General features: G+C 58.8%; 11 protein-coding genes, 1 tRNA gene and 1 pseudogene. 11 read left to right on the top strand and 2 right to left on the bottom strand.

The genetic code is table 11. The annotated features are described in order from the left end of the window. Positions 1-61 precede the first annotated feature (61 nt). From uca to ACA055_RS06685, 11 genes and pseudogenes are all read left to right on the top strand, one after another. Positions 62-3,706: an urea carboxylase gene (uca, locus tag ACA055_RS06735; RefSeq protein WP_497682918.1), complete on the top strand. Its 3,645-nt coding sequence runs from the start codon at positions 62-64 to the stop codon at positions 3,704-3,706. A gap of 25 nt (positions 3,707-3,731) precedes the next feature. Beyond that, positions 3,732-5,510: an allophanate hydrolase gene (gene atzF, locus ACA055_RS06730; protein ID WP_497682917.1), complete on the top strand. Its 1,779-nt coding sequence runs from the start codon at positions 3,732-3,734 to the stop codon at positions 5,508-5,510. A gap of 190 nt (positions 5,511-5,700) precedes the next feature. Then, positions 5,701-7,188: a sensor domain-containing diguanylate cyclase gene (locus tag ACA055_RS06725; protein ID WP_497682916.1), complete on the top strand. Its 1,488-nt coding sequence runs from the start codon at positions 5,701-5,703 to the stop codon at positions 7,186-7,188. 6 nt (positions 7,189-7,194) lie between these two features. After that, on the top strand, positions 7,195-7,413 hold the full coding sequence (locus ACA055_RS06720; protein WP_497682915.1) for a cysteine-rich CWC family protein: 219 nt from the start codon (positions 7,195-7,197) through the stop codon (positions 7,411-7,413). A gap of 33 nt (positions 7,414-7,446) precedes the next feature. Continuing rightward, entirely contained in the window at positions 7,447-8,139 is a 693-nt protein-coding gene (locus ACA055_RS06715; RefSeq protein ID WP_497682914.1) for a pseudouridine synthase, read from the top strand. Between the two features lie 312 nt (positions 8,140-8,451). Then, positions 8,452-9,336, top strand: a complete 885-nt coding sequence (locus ACA055_RS06710) for an alpha/beta fold hydrolase (protein ID WP_497682913.1) — start codon at positions 8,452-8,454, stop codon at positions 9,334-9,336. Between the two features lie 183 nt (positions 9,337-9,519). After that, positions 9,520-9,593: transfer RNA gene (locus ACA055_RS06705), tRNA-Gly, on the top strand. A gap of 405 nt (positions 9,594-9,998) precedes the next feature. Beyond that, the gene (locus ACA055_RS06700; RefSeq protein WP_497682912.1) at positions 9,999-10,178 is read left to right on the top strand and encodes a type II toxin-antitoxin system HicA family toxin; all 180 of its coding nucleotides are present in this window, start codon (positions 9,999-10,001) and stop codon (positions 10,176-10,178) included. A 36-nt stretch (positions 10,179-10,214) separates the two neighbouring features. Continuing rightward, positions 10,215-10,622, top strand: a complete 408-nt coding sequence (locus ACA055_RS06695; RefSeq protein ID WP_149417810.1) for a type II toxin-antitoxin system HicB family antitoxin — start codon at positions 10,215-10,217, stop codon at positions 10,620-10,622. A gap of 21 nt (positions 10,623-10,643) precedes the next feature. Beyond that, positions 10,644-10,747: pseudogene (locus tag ACA055_RS06690) on the top strand (short-chain dehydrogenase); the annotation flags it as partial. Positions 10,748-10,946: 199 nt separating this feature from the next. Continuing rightward, positions 10,947-11,675: a class I SAM-dependent methyltransferase gene (locus tag ACA055_RS06685; protein WP_497682911.1), complete on the top strand. Its 729-nt coding sequence runs from the start codon at positions 10,947-10,949 to the stop codon at positions 11,673-11,675. A gap of 29 nt (positions 11,676-11,704) precedes the next feature. On the opposite strand, the gene tam is transcribed toward ACA055_RS06685, so the two are convergent. Both tam and ACA055_RS06675 read right to left on the bottom strand, forming a co-directional pair. Then, positions 11,705-12,475 (bottom strand): trans-aconitate 2-methyltransferase, encoded by a 771-nt coding sequence (gene tam / locus ACA055_RS06680; RefSeq protein ID WP_497682910.1) that lies wholly within the window; start codon positions 12,473-12,475, stop codon positions 11,705-11,707. A gap of 169 nt (positions 12,476-12,644) precedes the next feature. Beyond that, complete coding sequence (locus ACA055_RS06675) at positions 12,645-13,730, bottom strand: type I restriction endonuclease (protein WP_497682909.1); 1,086 nt, start codon at positions 13,728-13,730, stop codon at positions 12,645-12,647. Positions 13,731-13,800 lie beyond the last annotated feature (70 nt).

The raw sequence follows: 13,800 nt of genomic DNA, 5'->3' as shown, positions 1-13,800 counted from the left end.
CTGCGGGACGGCCCGCATCCCAGGTCGAGGCTGATGCGCTATCGCCTCCGGGGGTTATGCCATGTTTGAAAAAGTCCTGATTGCCAACCGTGGCGCCATCGCCTGCCGCATCCTGCGCACCTTGCGCGAGTTGCAGGTCAAGGGCGTCGCCGTTTACTCCGAAGCCGACGCCGCCAGTTTGCACATCCTGCAGGCCGATGAAGCCCACAGCCTCGGTGAAGGCGCAGCCGCCGGCACCTATCTGGCGGTGGAGAAAATCCTCGCCATCGCCAAAGCCACCGGCGCCACGGCGATTCATCCCGGCTACGGTTTCCTCTCGGAAAACGCCGCGTTCGCCGAAGCCTGCGAAGCTGCCGGTATTGCCTTCATCGGCCCGACGCCGCAGCAGTTGCGCGTGTTCGGCCTCAAGCACACCGCGCGGGCCCTGGCCAAGCAACACGGCGTGCCGATGCTCGAAGGCACCGAACTGCTCGACAGCCTCGACGCAGCGCTGATCGCCGGCGAACAGGTCGGCTACCCGGTGATGCTCAAAAGCACCGCTGGCGGTGGCGGTATCGGCATGCGCGTATGCCGCAGCGCGGCCGAGCTGAGCGAATCCTTTGAAGCGGTCAAACGCCTGGGCCAGAACAATTTCAGCGACGCCGGTGTGTTCATCGAGAAGTACATCCAGCGCGCGCGACATCTGGAAGTGCAGGTGTTCGGTGACGGCCAGGGGGAAGTGATTGCCCTCGGCGTGCGCGACTGCTCGGTGCAGCGCCGCAACCAGAAAGTCCTCGAGGAAACTCCGGCGCCGAACCTGCCCGACGGCATGGCCGAAGCCCTCTGTGCAGCGGCGATCAAACTGGCCAAAGCGGTGAATTATCGCAGCGCCGGGACCGTTGAATTCGTCTTCGACAGCGACGCCCAGCGGTTCTACTTTCTTGAAGTGAACACCCGTTTGCAGGTGGAGCACGGCGTCACCGAACAAGTGTGGGGCGTGGATCTGGTGCGCTGGATGATCGAGTTGGCGGCGGGTGATTTACCGCCGTTGAGTGAGTTGCGCCAAGGACTGAAAGCCGACGGTCATGCGATTCAGGCGCGGTTATACGCTGAAGATCCGGGTCGGGATTTTCAGCCGAGCCCCGGCCTGCTCACCGCTGTCAATTTCCCCGTCGCCGATGGCAAACACCTGCGTATCGACACCTGGGTCGAGGCCGGTTGCGAGATCCCGCCGTACTTCGATCCGATGATCGCCAAGGTCATCAGTTGGGCGCCGACTCGCGAAGAGGCCGCTGCCGATCTGCATCAGGCCCTGGGCGACAGCGTGCTCTATGGGGTGGAAACCAACCGCGACTATCTGCGCCAGATTCTGCTCGATGCGCCTTTCGCAAACGGCCAGCCATGGACCCGCTGCCTCGAAGGTCTGGTCTATCGCGCCAACACTTTTGAAGTGCTCAGCGCCGGCACCCAGACCAGCGTTCAGGATTATCCCGGACGCCTCGGTTATTGGGCGGTGGGCGTGCCGCCGTCGGGACCGATGGACAGCCGCGCATTGCGTCTGGGCAATCGACTGCTGGGTAACGACGAGGGTGCGGCGGCGCTGGAAATCACCATGAGCGGACCGTTGTTGCGCTTCAATTGCGATGCGGTTGTGGCCGTGACCGGTGCGGTGATTCCGCTGACGTTGAACGGTGAAGTGGTGCCGATGAACACCGCGTTGCTGATAACGGCGGGCGCTACTTTGAGTTTCGGCACGATTGCCGGGGCAGGCGCCCGCAGCTATCTGTGCCTGCGCGGAGGCCTGCAAGTGCCGGATTATCTGGGCAGCAAAAGCACCTTCACCCTTGGCCAGTTTGGCGGTCATGGTGGTCGTGCCTTGCGGGCCGGGGATGTGCTGCATGTGCCGGCCTTGAGTGACCGTAGCGTTGGTGTAGAACTGTCTAAGGTTCAGGTCACCGAGTTGCCCGATGTTCGGCAGATCCGGGTGATCTACGGTCCCCATGGCGCGCCGGAATACTTCACCGAAAACTACATGGGCACCTTCTTCGCCACCCAGTGGGAAGTGCATTTCAATTCCAGCCGCACCGGCGTGCGACTGATCGGGCCAAAACCGGAATGGGTGCGCGCGGATGGCGGCGAGGCCGGGCTGCATCCGTCGAATATTCATGACAATCCGTATGCCATCGGCGCGGTGGATTTCACCGGCGACATGCCGGTGATCCTCGGCCCGGATGGCCCGAGCCTGGGTGGGTTTGTGTGCCCGGTGACGGTGATCGAGGCGGATCTTTGGCAGCTTGGGCAACTCAAGGCTGGGGACAAAGTTCAGTTCCTTCCAGTCAATCTGAAAACTGCCCGACATCTCGCCCTGAAATGGGATCAATGTGGGAGCGGGCTTGCTCACGAAAGCGATGCGTCAAACACAGCAATACCGACTGACACGCCCTCTTCGCAAGCAAGCCCGCTCCCACAGGGGATAGTGTCGCCGGTGGTGTTGGATATCGGGCAGGGAGATACGCGCCTGGTGGCGAGATTGTCGGGGGACACTCACCTGCTCCTGGAAATCGGCGCCCCTGAACTGGACCTGGTCCTGCGCTTTCGCGCCCACGCATTGATGCAGGCGCTGGAAAGCAAAAATCTGCACGGCGTGATCGACCTGACACCGGGCATCCGCTCGCTGCAGGTGCACTACCAACCCGAGCAACTGCCGCTAGCCGATCTGCTCGGTATCGTCGCCGGTGAATGGGACGCCGTGTGTGCCGCCAAAGACCTGCAAGTGCCTTCGCGCATCGTGCATCTGCCGCTGTCCTGGGACGATCCGGCGTGTCAGTTGGCAATCGAAAAATACATGACCACCGTGCGCAAAGACGCGCCGTGGTGCCCGAGTAATCTGGAGTTCATCCGCCGCATCAACGACCTGCCGAACCTCGACGAAGTGCAGCGCACGGTGTTCGACGCCAGCTACCTGGTGATGGGCTTGGGTGACGTCTACCTCGGCGCACCGGTCGCCACCCCGCTCGACCCGCGCCATCGTCTCGTGACCACCAAGTACAACCCGGCGCGCACCTGGACCGCCGAAAATTCGGTGGGGATCGGCGGCGCTTATATGTGTGTGTACGGCATGGAAGGCCCCGGGGGTTATCAGTTCGTCGGGCGCACTCTGCAGATGTGGAATCGCTACCGCGAAGTCGCTGCGTTCGACGGCAAACCGTGGCTGCTGCGCTTCTTCGACCAGATCCGTTTCTACCCGGTAAGCGCCGATGAACTGCTGCGCATTCGCCGGGATTTCCCGCTCGGACGCTTCGATCTGAACATCGAGCACAGCCAGTTGAACCTGGCGGATTACCAGGCGTTCCTGACGAAAGAAGCCGAGACCATTGCTGCGTTTCGCGCCCAGCAAAACGGCGCGTTCAACGCCGAACGCGAGCGTTGGATTGCCAGCGGCCAGGCGCATTTCGACAGCGAAGAACCGGCCCCGGAAGCGACCGAAGACGCGCCGCTGGCCAGCGGTCAACAGAGCGTCGACAGCCACATCGCCGGCAACCTCTGGCAGGTTCAGGTGGAGACCGGAAGTCGGGTGGCCGCTGGTGATGTGCTGGTGATTCTGGAATCGATGAAGATGGAAATCCCGCTGCTCGCGCCCACGGCCGGCGTGGTGCGGGAGATTCGCGTGCAGCCGGGTTCGGCGGTGCGTGCCGGACAGCGCGTCGTGGTGCTGGAACTCGAGTGAACCCATTTCAACAAGGATTAACGCCATGAACATCAATCTGCAACTCGACGCCCTGCGCAGTGCTTACCGCGACGGCAGCATCACGCCCCGACAACTGCTGCTGAACCTGCGGGATAAAGCCGCGGCGCTGAACCCGGACTATCACCTGTTTATCCATTTGCTCAGCGTCGAGGAAATGGAACCGTACCTCGTCGCATTGGACGGTCGCGATCTCGACAGCCTGCCGTTGTACGGCGTGCCGTTCGCGATCAAGGACAATATCGATCTGGCGGGTATTCCCACTACGGCGGCGTGCCCGACGTTTGCCTATGTGCCGCAGCGTTCGGCAACCATCGTTGAACAACTGTTGGCGCTGGGTGCGATTCCACTGGGCAAGACCAACCTCGACCAGTTCGCCACCGGTCTCAACGGCAGCCGCTCACCGTATGGCGCTTGCCCGAACAGCGTGTTACCGGAATATCCGTCGGGCGGCTCCAGCGCCGGGTCTTCGCTGGCGGTGGCGCTGGGGGTGGCAAGTTTTTCGCTGGGCACCGACACCGCGGGCTCCGGGCGCGTGCCGGCGGCGCTGAACAATCTGGTCGGGTTGAAGGCCAGCAAAGGCTTGATCTCCACGGCAGGCGTGGTGCCGGCCTGCCGCACACTGGATTGCGTGACCACCTTTACCGCGACCGCTCGGGAAGCCAGTCAGTTGCTGGCACTGACGGCGCACCTCGATCCACGGGACGAATACAGTCGCAGCAATCCGCTGTGGAATGACGGCGCGGCGTTTGGCGCACCGCGTCCCTTCCGTTTCGGCGTGCCTCGGGCCCAGGACCTGGAGTTCTTCGGCTGCCCTGAAGGCCCGTTGTTGTTCGGCGATGCTATCGACCGGCTCAAAGCCTTGGGCGGCGAAGCCGTGGAACTGGATATGTCGCCGTTCCTTGAAGCGGCACGCTTACTCTATGAAGGCCCGTGGGTGGCCGAGCGCTACAGCGTGGCCGGCGAGTTGATGGAGCAAAATCCCGAAGCCGTGCTGCCGGTGATTCGCGCTGTACTGGCCAAGGCCCCGGCTGTCAGCGGCGTGCAGACCTTCCGCGCGCAATACCGGCTGCAAGCCCTGAAAGCCCTGTGCGACACCGCGCTGGAAGGGCTGGATTGCGTCGTCACGCCCACCCTCGGCCGCCCTGTGACATTGGCGGAACTGGAGGCCGAACCGGTGCTGCGCAATTCGGAACTGGGCTACTACACCAACTTCATGAACCTGCTCGATTACGCCGCCGTCGCCGTGCCCAGCGGTTTCATGGGCAATGGCCTGCCGTGGGGCGTGACGCTGTTTGGCCGGGTTTTTACGGATCAGTACTTGTTGAGCGTGGCGGATGCCTTGCAACGCCAGCAAGGTTTGGCGACGCCTGAGCCGACGACTGTTGCGCGCAATGACCGGGCGCGATTGGTGGTTTGTGGGGCGCACCTGGATGGGCTGGCGCTCAACTGGCAACTCAAGCGACGCGGGGCCCGGCTGGTCGAGTCGACGTTTAGCTCACCTGACTATCAACTGCATGCACTGGCCGGCGGGCCACCGTTTCGTCCCGGGATGGTTCGGGTGAAGGAAGGTGGTGTGTCGATCGCTGTTGAAGTGTGGGAACTGCCGAGCAGTGAACTGGGTTCGTTCCTGACCGGAATTCCGGCGCCGCTGGGGTTGGGCAAGGTGCAGCTGGCGGATGGGCGTTGGGAGAGCGGGTTTATCTGCGAGGGGTATGGGTTGGAGGGTGCGGTGGATATCAGTCATTTGGGCGGATGGCGGGCGTACCTGAAAACTCTGGGGTGATCTCTCGATTCGCGAGCAAGCCCGCTCCCACAAGGTCCGCGCATGACAAGTGGGAGCGGCTTGCTCGCGAAGGCGTCGCCCCAAACGCTACTGACCTCAATCCTTGCCGATTCACCCCACAAATGCCGCAGTTATTTCCCCGCCATGCCACTAGAATGCTTGCCATCGGATTACTGCCAACGGAATCGTCATGCCGCTTCGCTCGCCGCTGTATTCGCAACGTTCGTTGGTCCTCACGCTCATCGCATTGCTGGGTGCAGGCTTCCTCGCCACGTCCTTCCTCAGTTACTACGCCTCGCGAGCGTCGATCCGTGACAGCATCGTCAATACCGAACTGCCGCTGACATCGGACACGGTCTACTCGGAAATCCAGAAAGATCTCGTCAGACCGATCCTGATTTCCTCAATGATGTCCCGCGACACCTTCATGCGTGACTGGGTGGTAAACGGCGAACAGAACCCCGAGCAAATGACCCGATATCTCAACGAGGTCATGACCCACTACGGTGCCTACACCGCGTTTTTCGTCTCCAATGGAACGCTGACCTATTACCACGCCAAAGGCGTTCTCAAACAGGTCAAGATCGACGAACCCCGCGATGCCTGGTATTTCCGCGTGCGTGACATGGCCGAGCCCTACGAGATCAACGTCGACCCGGACATGGCCAACAAGGACAACCTGACTTTCTTCATCAACTACAAGGTCTACGACTACGACAACCGTTTCATCGGCGCGGCGGGCGTCGGGCTGAAGGTCGATGCGGTGATCAAGCTGATCGACAAGTACCAGCAGCGCTACCAGCGCAGCGTGTATTTCGTCGACAACTTCGGGCGCCTGGTGCTCACCGGTGCCGAGGGCGGCCCGCAAGGCGCGCGGGTCGGGCAGAGCCTTAGCGAACTCGAGAGCATGAAAACCCTGGTCAGCCAGCTGCCCAAACCCCACAGCGGCAGCTACGAATATTCCGTCCAGGGCCAGGGACATTTCCTCAACGTGCGGTACATTCCGGAGCTGAATTGGTACCTGTTTGTGGATAAACGCGAAGACGGTGCCCTCAGTGAAATCCGCCAGTCGCTGTACCTCAACCTGCTGATCTGCCTGATCGTCACGCTGATCGTGCTGGCCTTGCTCAACCGGGAGATCAAACGCTACCAGGGCAAGATCCAGGCCCAGGCCACCCTCGACAGCCTGACCGAATTGCCGAACCGTCGCGGCTTCGACCTGCTGGCCGCACAAGCCATGCATGAAGCCCAACGAGAGCCCAAACCGCTGACCGCGCTGCTGCTGGATCTGGACCACTTCAAGGTCTTGAATGACACCTACGGTCACCTGGCCGGCGATCAGGTGCTGATCGGCTTCGCCCGGGATCTGGAGAGCTGTTTGCGGCATTCCGACATCGTCTGCCGTTGGGGCGGTGAAGAATTCATCGTGCTGCTCAAGGACACCGATGGTGAGACCGGCCAGATGATCGCCGAGAAAATTCGTCAGCATGTGGAGCAACAGCGTTATGCCTACAACGGAAATGCATTGCAGCTGACCGTGAGCATCGGCGTTACCACGCTACAAGCCGAAGACACCTTGCATACACTGCTCTCGCGGGCTGATCATGCGATGTATCGCGCCAAGCAATCCGGCCGCAACCGCACCTGCATGGAAATGCCTCACTCCAGTTATGCATGACCCTTCATGAAAAAGCCTGACTTCTGCCCGGCCTGCGGCGCACCCAACGACTGCACCCTGGCCGACCCGCGAACCGTCGATCGCGCCTGCTGGTGCTACGGCGTCAGTATCGATCCGGCGGTGCTCGAAGCGCTGCCCGCGGAACTGCGCGACAAATCCTGCCTGTGCCCACGCTGCGCGCAGGTCGAGGCGCAGTTGCAAGCAGCGGCCCGGCCGATCACGTAAGATACGCGGCCCTTTTCTCTCTGATCCCTAGCCATGCGCGTTGACCGTTTCCTCAGCAACCTGCCCTGCTTCAACCGCAAGCAGGTGCGTCTGTTGCTGGTGGAAAAGCGCGTCAGCGTCGACGGAAAAATCGTCAGCGACCCTCACACCGAAGTCAGAGAATTCAGCCGCGTCGAAGTCGACGACGAAGTGTTGCAAGTCGGTAAACAGATTCGCCATTTCATGCTGCACAAGCCCGCCGGTTACGTCAGCGCCACCCGTGATCCGCAGCACCCGACCGTCCTCGACCTGATCCATGAACCGGACAAGGACGAGCTGCACATCGCCGGTCGGCTGGATTTCAACACCACCGGTCTGATGCTGATCACCAACGACGGCAGCTGGTCGCGACGCCTGACCCAGCCGCAGACCAAATTGCCCAAGGTCTATTACGTCGAAACCGAGCAAGACATCGGCCCCGAATATGCAACCACGTTCACGGAAGGGCTGTACTTTGCCTTCGAAGACCTCACCACCCAACCCGCCGAGCTTGTGGTGCTCGGGCCGAAAGCCGCGCGCCTGAGTATCGTCGAGGGTCGTTATCACCAGGTGAAGCGAATGTTCGGCCACTTCGACAACAAGGTGCTGCGCCTGCACCGCGAACGCATGGGCCCACTGGTGCTCGATAGTGCGCTAAAACCGGGCGAGTACCGTGCGTTGCGCACCGAAGAGATCCAATTGATCTAAGCAGGCGACCGCTCAGCAGAAGTTGTCGAACAATTTACGAATGACACTTGCGCGAAGACGTGACCCCTGCTTGAATCAGGACGTCGGCCGAAATGTGACCGACGAGTCACAATATACTTCTAAGAAACTTTTTGCCGGTAGAGAACCCTCAGGTTCCGCTTTCCCCCGGCAGACTGCCCGCCAATAACAATACCCGTCGACCGGACTGTTTGGATCGACATGGGCCTCTCAAATTCCAGGCGTATGCCTACCTGTCACAAAGCTCGTGCAATCTCATTTGCGCGCATACCCGCTTGCTTGGAGTCTTATGACATGAGGCCAGAAATCGCTGTGCTGGATATACAGGGTCAGTATCGGGTTTACACGGAGTTCTATCGCGCAGACGCCGCAGAGAAGACCATTATTCTGGTCAACGGCTCGATGGCCACGACTGCGTCGTTTGCACAAACCGTGAAAAACCTTCACCCGCAATTCAACGTGGTTTGCTACGACCAGCCCTACGCGGGCAAGTCAAAAGCTCACAACCTGCATGAGAAATTGCTGACCAAGGAAGTAGAAGGGCAGATCCTACTGGAGCTGATCGACCACTTCGCCGCCGAACACGTGCTGTCGTTTTCCTGGGGTGGCGCCGCGACCCTGGTCGCCCTGGCCCATCAGCCACGGCGCATCGAAAAAGCCGTGATCAGCTCGTTCTCCCCGGAGATCAACATGCACATGCGCGACTATCTCGAACGCGGTGTCGATTACCTCGGCAGCCGGGACGGCGACCGGGTCGGCAACCTGGTGAACAGCACCATCGGCAAACACCTGCCGACCCTGTTCAAGCGCTTCAACTATCGGCACGTCAGCAGCCTGGCCGATCATGAATACGGGCAGATGCACTTCCACATCAGCGACCTGCTGCACAGTGATCGCCAGTGCTTCCTGAAGGCAGCGGAGAAAATCAAAGTACCGGTGCTGTTCATGAACGGCGAATGGGACGAATACACCGCCGCCGATGGCGCCCGGTTGTTCGCCAACCACGTGCAGGACGCCACCTTCAGCACCCTGCAGGCCACCGGCCACTTTCTCGACATGGAACACAAAGCCGCCTGCCGAGACAGCCGCAACGCTCTGCTGGGCTTCCTGAAACCGGCGCAACACGCCAGCCGACCGCGTTACCACTACGTCCAGGACCAACATGCATTGGCCATCTGAAACAGAGTCATCGCGAGCAAGCCCCGCCCTACAACGTTAAATGCATTCCTGTAGGAACGAGGCTTGCCCGCGATAGACCGCCATGCGGTCCCATTTCAGTGATGCCGTGCGAGCTAAACCCGTCGCACGTAAAGAAAAACTTCAAATCCATGCGCACATCTGGTACAAAGTCAGCCGCTCTGAGCGGGTGTCGTATAATGGCATTACTCCAGCTTCCCAAGCTGATAACGAGGGTTCGATTCCCTTCACCCGCTCCAATCGAATTTTCAGTCTCTCGTGGTTTTTTGACGGGGGATGCAGGAAAAGAAAAAACCGGCCTTGATGGCCGGTTTTTTTGTGTCTGGGGTTTGGCTTCCTGAGGCAATGACTTCCGTTAGCGTTTTACTTGCAAAACCCGGATTTATTATCAAATTTCTTCCCGGATTAACGTTTTTTATACCTATGAACACACGAGCGTGGCGAGCTGAGTGCTGTCGGAAAAACCTCGCAATACACAAAACACTTCAATTCAAGCCTGCTAAGCCATCGCCGCAGCGCCCTCCTAGACTCGTCGCCTATCGCCTATCGCCTATCGTCATCGAACCTGGAAGGTTTTGGTGGTTATAGTGTTGATTACAAAATATCAGTAGGTATAGTAACCACAAGCACACCACACGGAGGTGATGAGTAGCCGATTTTTGATAAGCAAAATTATTGCGGACGGTTGGTATCTGGTGCGTATCAGAGGCAGCCATCATCACTTCAAGCATCCGATCAAGCCGGGGCTAGTGACGGTCCCTCATCCGAAAAAAGATCTGCTCAAGAAAACGGCCATCAGTATTTTGCAACAAGCGCTGCTCTAACGAGCCGATGCGCTGAGTCCTCGGAGGACCACGAACATGCTTTACCCGATAGCGATTTCAATGGGCGACGACGAGCACGCCTGGGGCGTGGAAGTCCCCGACATTCCGGGATGCTTTTCCGCCGGGGAAGATCTGGATGATGCGATGGCCATGGCCCGAGAGGCTATTGAAGGCCACTTCGAGATTCTGGCCGAAGACGGTTCACCCATTCCGCCCGCTAACAAAGTGACCTTGCATGCAGCCAATCCAAAGTACGCGGGTTGTGCTTGGGCACTGGTGGACATCGACGTTACCAAATACCTGGGCAAAGCCCAGAAGCTGAACATCACATTGCCTGGCTACCTGCTCAACCGGATTGATGAGTACGTGCTGCATCACCCGGAGGAGAAAAGCCGTTCGGGTTTTCTGGCCTCGGCAGCGCTCAAGGTGCTGCAGCAGAGCTGATGACGTTGTTTTAGCGATGTATCAGTCATCCTCAGCGACTTCGCATTACTCTGCTGTATCCCCTTGCGCGCTGGCTGCGACGTACTGATGTCATCGCTCGGCGCATGGATGCAGAACCGTCCTGACGTTACTGTGGGAGCGAGCTTACAAACCCACAACGTACAACTCATTTCCCCTCATCGCCCGACCCGCTAGCATTTCCCTCATCTTCAACCACCCTCCACCGCGCGGCCATCAACGAAAACGCGCTACCACTCTTCGAGGGAGCCCAAACGGCGCACATCCGGAGCCGCCAATGAACGATCCAAACAGAGCACCTCGCCCATGACTCAAAACATCTACGACGATCCGGAATTTTTCCAGGGCTACAGCCAAATGGGACGCTCCATTGACGGGCTCGACGCAGCACCCGAATGGCCTGCACTCAAGGCAATGCTGCCACCCATGAAAGGTCTGAAGGTGGTGGACCTCGGCTGCGGGTATGGCTGGTTCTGTCGCTGGGCTGGTGAACAAGGCGCCGATAGCGTGCTCGGTCTGGACGTCTCGGAAAAGATGCTGGAACAGGCTCGCAAAACAGCGACGATTTCTAACATTCAATATGCCCCTGCCGACCTGGAACACCTCGACCTGCCCGCCGACTGTTTCGACCTGGCCTATAGCTCCCTGGCGCTGCACTACATCAAAGATTTGCCGGGGCTGTTCGCCAAGGTCCATATGGCGCTGACACCCGGTTCACGTTTCGTGTTCTCCATCGAGCATCCGATATTCATGGCACCGCGTAATCCGGGCTGGCTGATCGATAGCGAAGGAAACAAGCGCTGGCCGGTGGACAGCTATCAACTGGAAGGTGAGCGGGTGACTAACTGGTTGGTCGAAGGCGTGATCAAGCAGCACCGCACCATCGGCACTTTGCTCAATATGTTGATTGCCGCAGGGTTCAGCATCCAGCATGTGAACGAATGGGGGCCGACCGATGCAGAGGTGATGGCGCAACCGGCGTTGGCGGAAGAGCGGGAACGGCCGATGATGATGTTGGTGGGGGTTAAGCGCTGACGCCAGACCAGCGCTTCCCCCTTTTTGCACTAGCGCGTCGCGACGATAAACAACCGCGGAAACGGCAGCAACACCGAACCATCGGCCAGTGTCGGATACGCCCGCTCGATGGCCGCCTGATACTGCTTAAGATACTGAGCGCGCTCAGGCTCATCCAGCGGATCGAGAAACGGCCGCAAACCACTGCCCTTGAACCACTCGACCACCCCGGATGCGCCGCCCGCGAGCGGATGATGGTAAGTCGTGCGCCATACGTCGACACGGGAACAGTGAGCACGCAGCATCGAGTAATAGCCGCTGGCACTCTCCATTTCCGTTCGCTGCCCGGCGGCACCCGCCAGTTTGCCGACCCAAGGTCCATCGGCTGCCACTTCGCGCATCAAGCGGTGCGACGGTTCGTTGAGGTTGTCCGGCATCTGGATCGCGAGGCTGCCACCGGGCGAAAGCTTGCTCGCCAGTGCCGGCAGCAACGTCGCGTGGTCAGGCAGCCACTGCAACACCGCGTTGGCGAAAATCACATCGAACGGGCCGCTCTCGTCCCAGGTATCAATGTCAGCCGTATCGAATTGCACCTGAGGTAAACGCTTGCGGGCGGCTTCGATCATGTCGGTCGAACTGTCCAACCCACGCACCTTGGCGCTGGCGAAGCGCTCCACCAGCAACTCGGTCGAGTTACCGGGGCCACAACCGATATCGATGGCCGAGCGCACGTCTGTGCCGGGAATGGCAGCCAGCAAGTCACGGGCCGGGCGCGTGCGTTCATCTTCAAAAGCGACGTATTGTTTGGCGGACCAACTCATTGCGTTCTCCTGTCGGTGCGTTGTCGTGATGCGGACAAGCGGTTCGCTACGATACCTCGACAGGTTGACTCTGCCCTATCCCGACATTTGGTGCAGAACGTTAGCGAGCCCTCCAGCCCAGAAAAAACCGGCTTTATTGGCCGGTTTTTTTCGTCGCGACGATTACTCTCTATTCGTAATATCCAACGGTCTTCTTCAGATGATCTGAATAGTCGTAGATGTCGTCTATCGAATTTATTGCATGCCGGGTTTCATTCTTCTCTTCGTCGAAAATACCGATGTACTTCTGTGAACGATTGAAGTGCAGACGGCAGATTGGTTTACGGTTGTTGTCGTCGAGCAAAATACCGAAATAACTTTGGGTGTCACGTTGAACAATCCGCTTCGCATCGACAACAGATCGAACCACGGCACGGACGATGTGATACCCCTCTAGCTCTTCCAATGTCGTCAGTACTTTGTCTTCTAATTCATCCCGCACATCTGCTGGTTGAGCACCGCCAGAAGACACCGGCAAAGACGCTAACGCAGGCTGGATGGTTCCGCTCATCGCCGACTTGAGCCGATCATTGATTTGATCGTTGAGAAACTGCACGACAGCTTTCCTCGTCAACTCATGAAACTGCTCGCGGACTTTCTGCGTTATGACGCCGTCGTACACCCGGGAAGCGAATACTTTGACGAAGTCGTCATCGGGTTTACTGACCTGCGAAGCAATGACCTTTTTGATTTGGCTGACGTACTTCAACTCACCCGCGGCGCTGATGATCGAATCCACGTCGAATGCAGATTTGGTGAGCTTCACCAGTTCAGGGACGGAGTACTCGTCGATATCGAGAAGATCGAGTTCAAGAAACGGCTTCTCGTCCATTTTATTGGGTGCATCCAGGTCAGTGAAAAACTTGTAGACCTGGCCGTTGGTGAGAATGGAGATTCGGGCGCTGGTGACATGAAAATAGCGAAACAACTGAGAGGCATGATTGATGTGCAGCGGCTCACCTATTTTTTTGCACTCGATGAGGATCTGAACCTCTCCTCCTTTCATGATTGCGTAATCGATTTTTTCTCCCTTTTTCGTTCCGATATCGCAAACAAATTCCGGGGTCACTTCGGTTGGATCAAAGACATCGTAGCCCAGCACAGTGCTGATAAAAGGCATGACAAACGCGTTCTTGGTCGCTTCTTCCGTTTGAATTGCAGCGCTCTGCAAACGAACTTTGGCGGCTAAGCTTGCTAACTTTTCGAAGAATTCCATGAGTGGCCTCTTATCTGGTTTCGATCCGTGTGTTTGCATGCTGGCAAATTGACTGCCATAGATACTAGTC

It is taken from the genome of Pseudomonas sp. LBUM1657, from assembly GCF_059716075.1.
Note: the sequence above shows the minus strand (reverse complement) of the source record. Positions and strands in the feature narration are given on the sequence as shown.

Coding starts and splice junctions, on each gene's coding strand:
- uca (WP_497682918.1), top strand. CDS start 62: ATGTTTGAAAAAGTCCTGATTGCCAACCGTGGCGCCATCGCCTGCCGC.
- atzF (WP_497682917.1), top strand. CDS start 3,732: ATGAACATCAATCTGCAACTCGACGCCCTGCGCAGTGCTTACCGCGAC.
- ACA055_RS06725 (WP_497682916.1), top strand. CDS start 5,701: ATGCCGCTTCGCTCGCCGCTGTATTCGCAACGTTCGTTGGTCCTCACG.
- ACA055_RS06720 (WP_497682915.1), top strand. CDS start 7,195: ATGAAAAAGCCTGACTTCTGCCCGGCCTGCGGCGCACCCAACGACTGC.
- ACA055_RS06715 (WP_497682914.1), top strand. CDS start 7,447: ATGCGCGTTGACCGTTTCCTCAGCAACCTGCCCTGCTTCAACCGCAAG.
- ACA055_RS06710 (WP_497682913.1), top strand. CDS start 8,452: ATGAGGCCAGAAATCGCTGTGCTGGATATACAGGGTCAGTATCGGGTT.
- ACA055_RS06700 (WP_497682912.1), top strand. CDS start 9,999: ATGAGTAGCCGATTTTTGATAAGCAAAATTATTGCGGACGGTTGGTAT.
- ACA055_RS06695 (WP_149417810.1), top strand. CDS start 10,215: ATGCTTTACCCGATAGCGATTTCAATGGGCGACGACGAGCACGCCTGG.
- ACA055_RS06685 (WP_497682911.1), top strand. CDS start 10,947: ATGACTCAAAACATCTACGACGATCCGGAATTTTTCCAGGGCTACAGC.
- tam (WP_497682910.1), bottom strand. CDS start 12,475: ATGAGTTGGTCCGCCAAACAATACGTCGCTTTTGAAGATGAACGCACG.
- ACA055_RS06675 (WP_497682909.1), bottom strand. CDS start 13,730: ATGGAATTCTTCGAAAAGTTAGCAAGCTTAGCCGCCAAAGTTCGTTTG.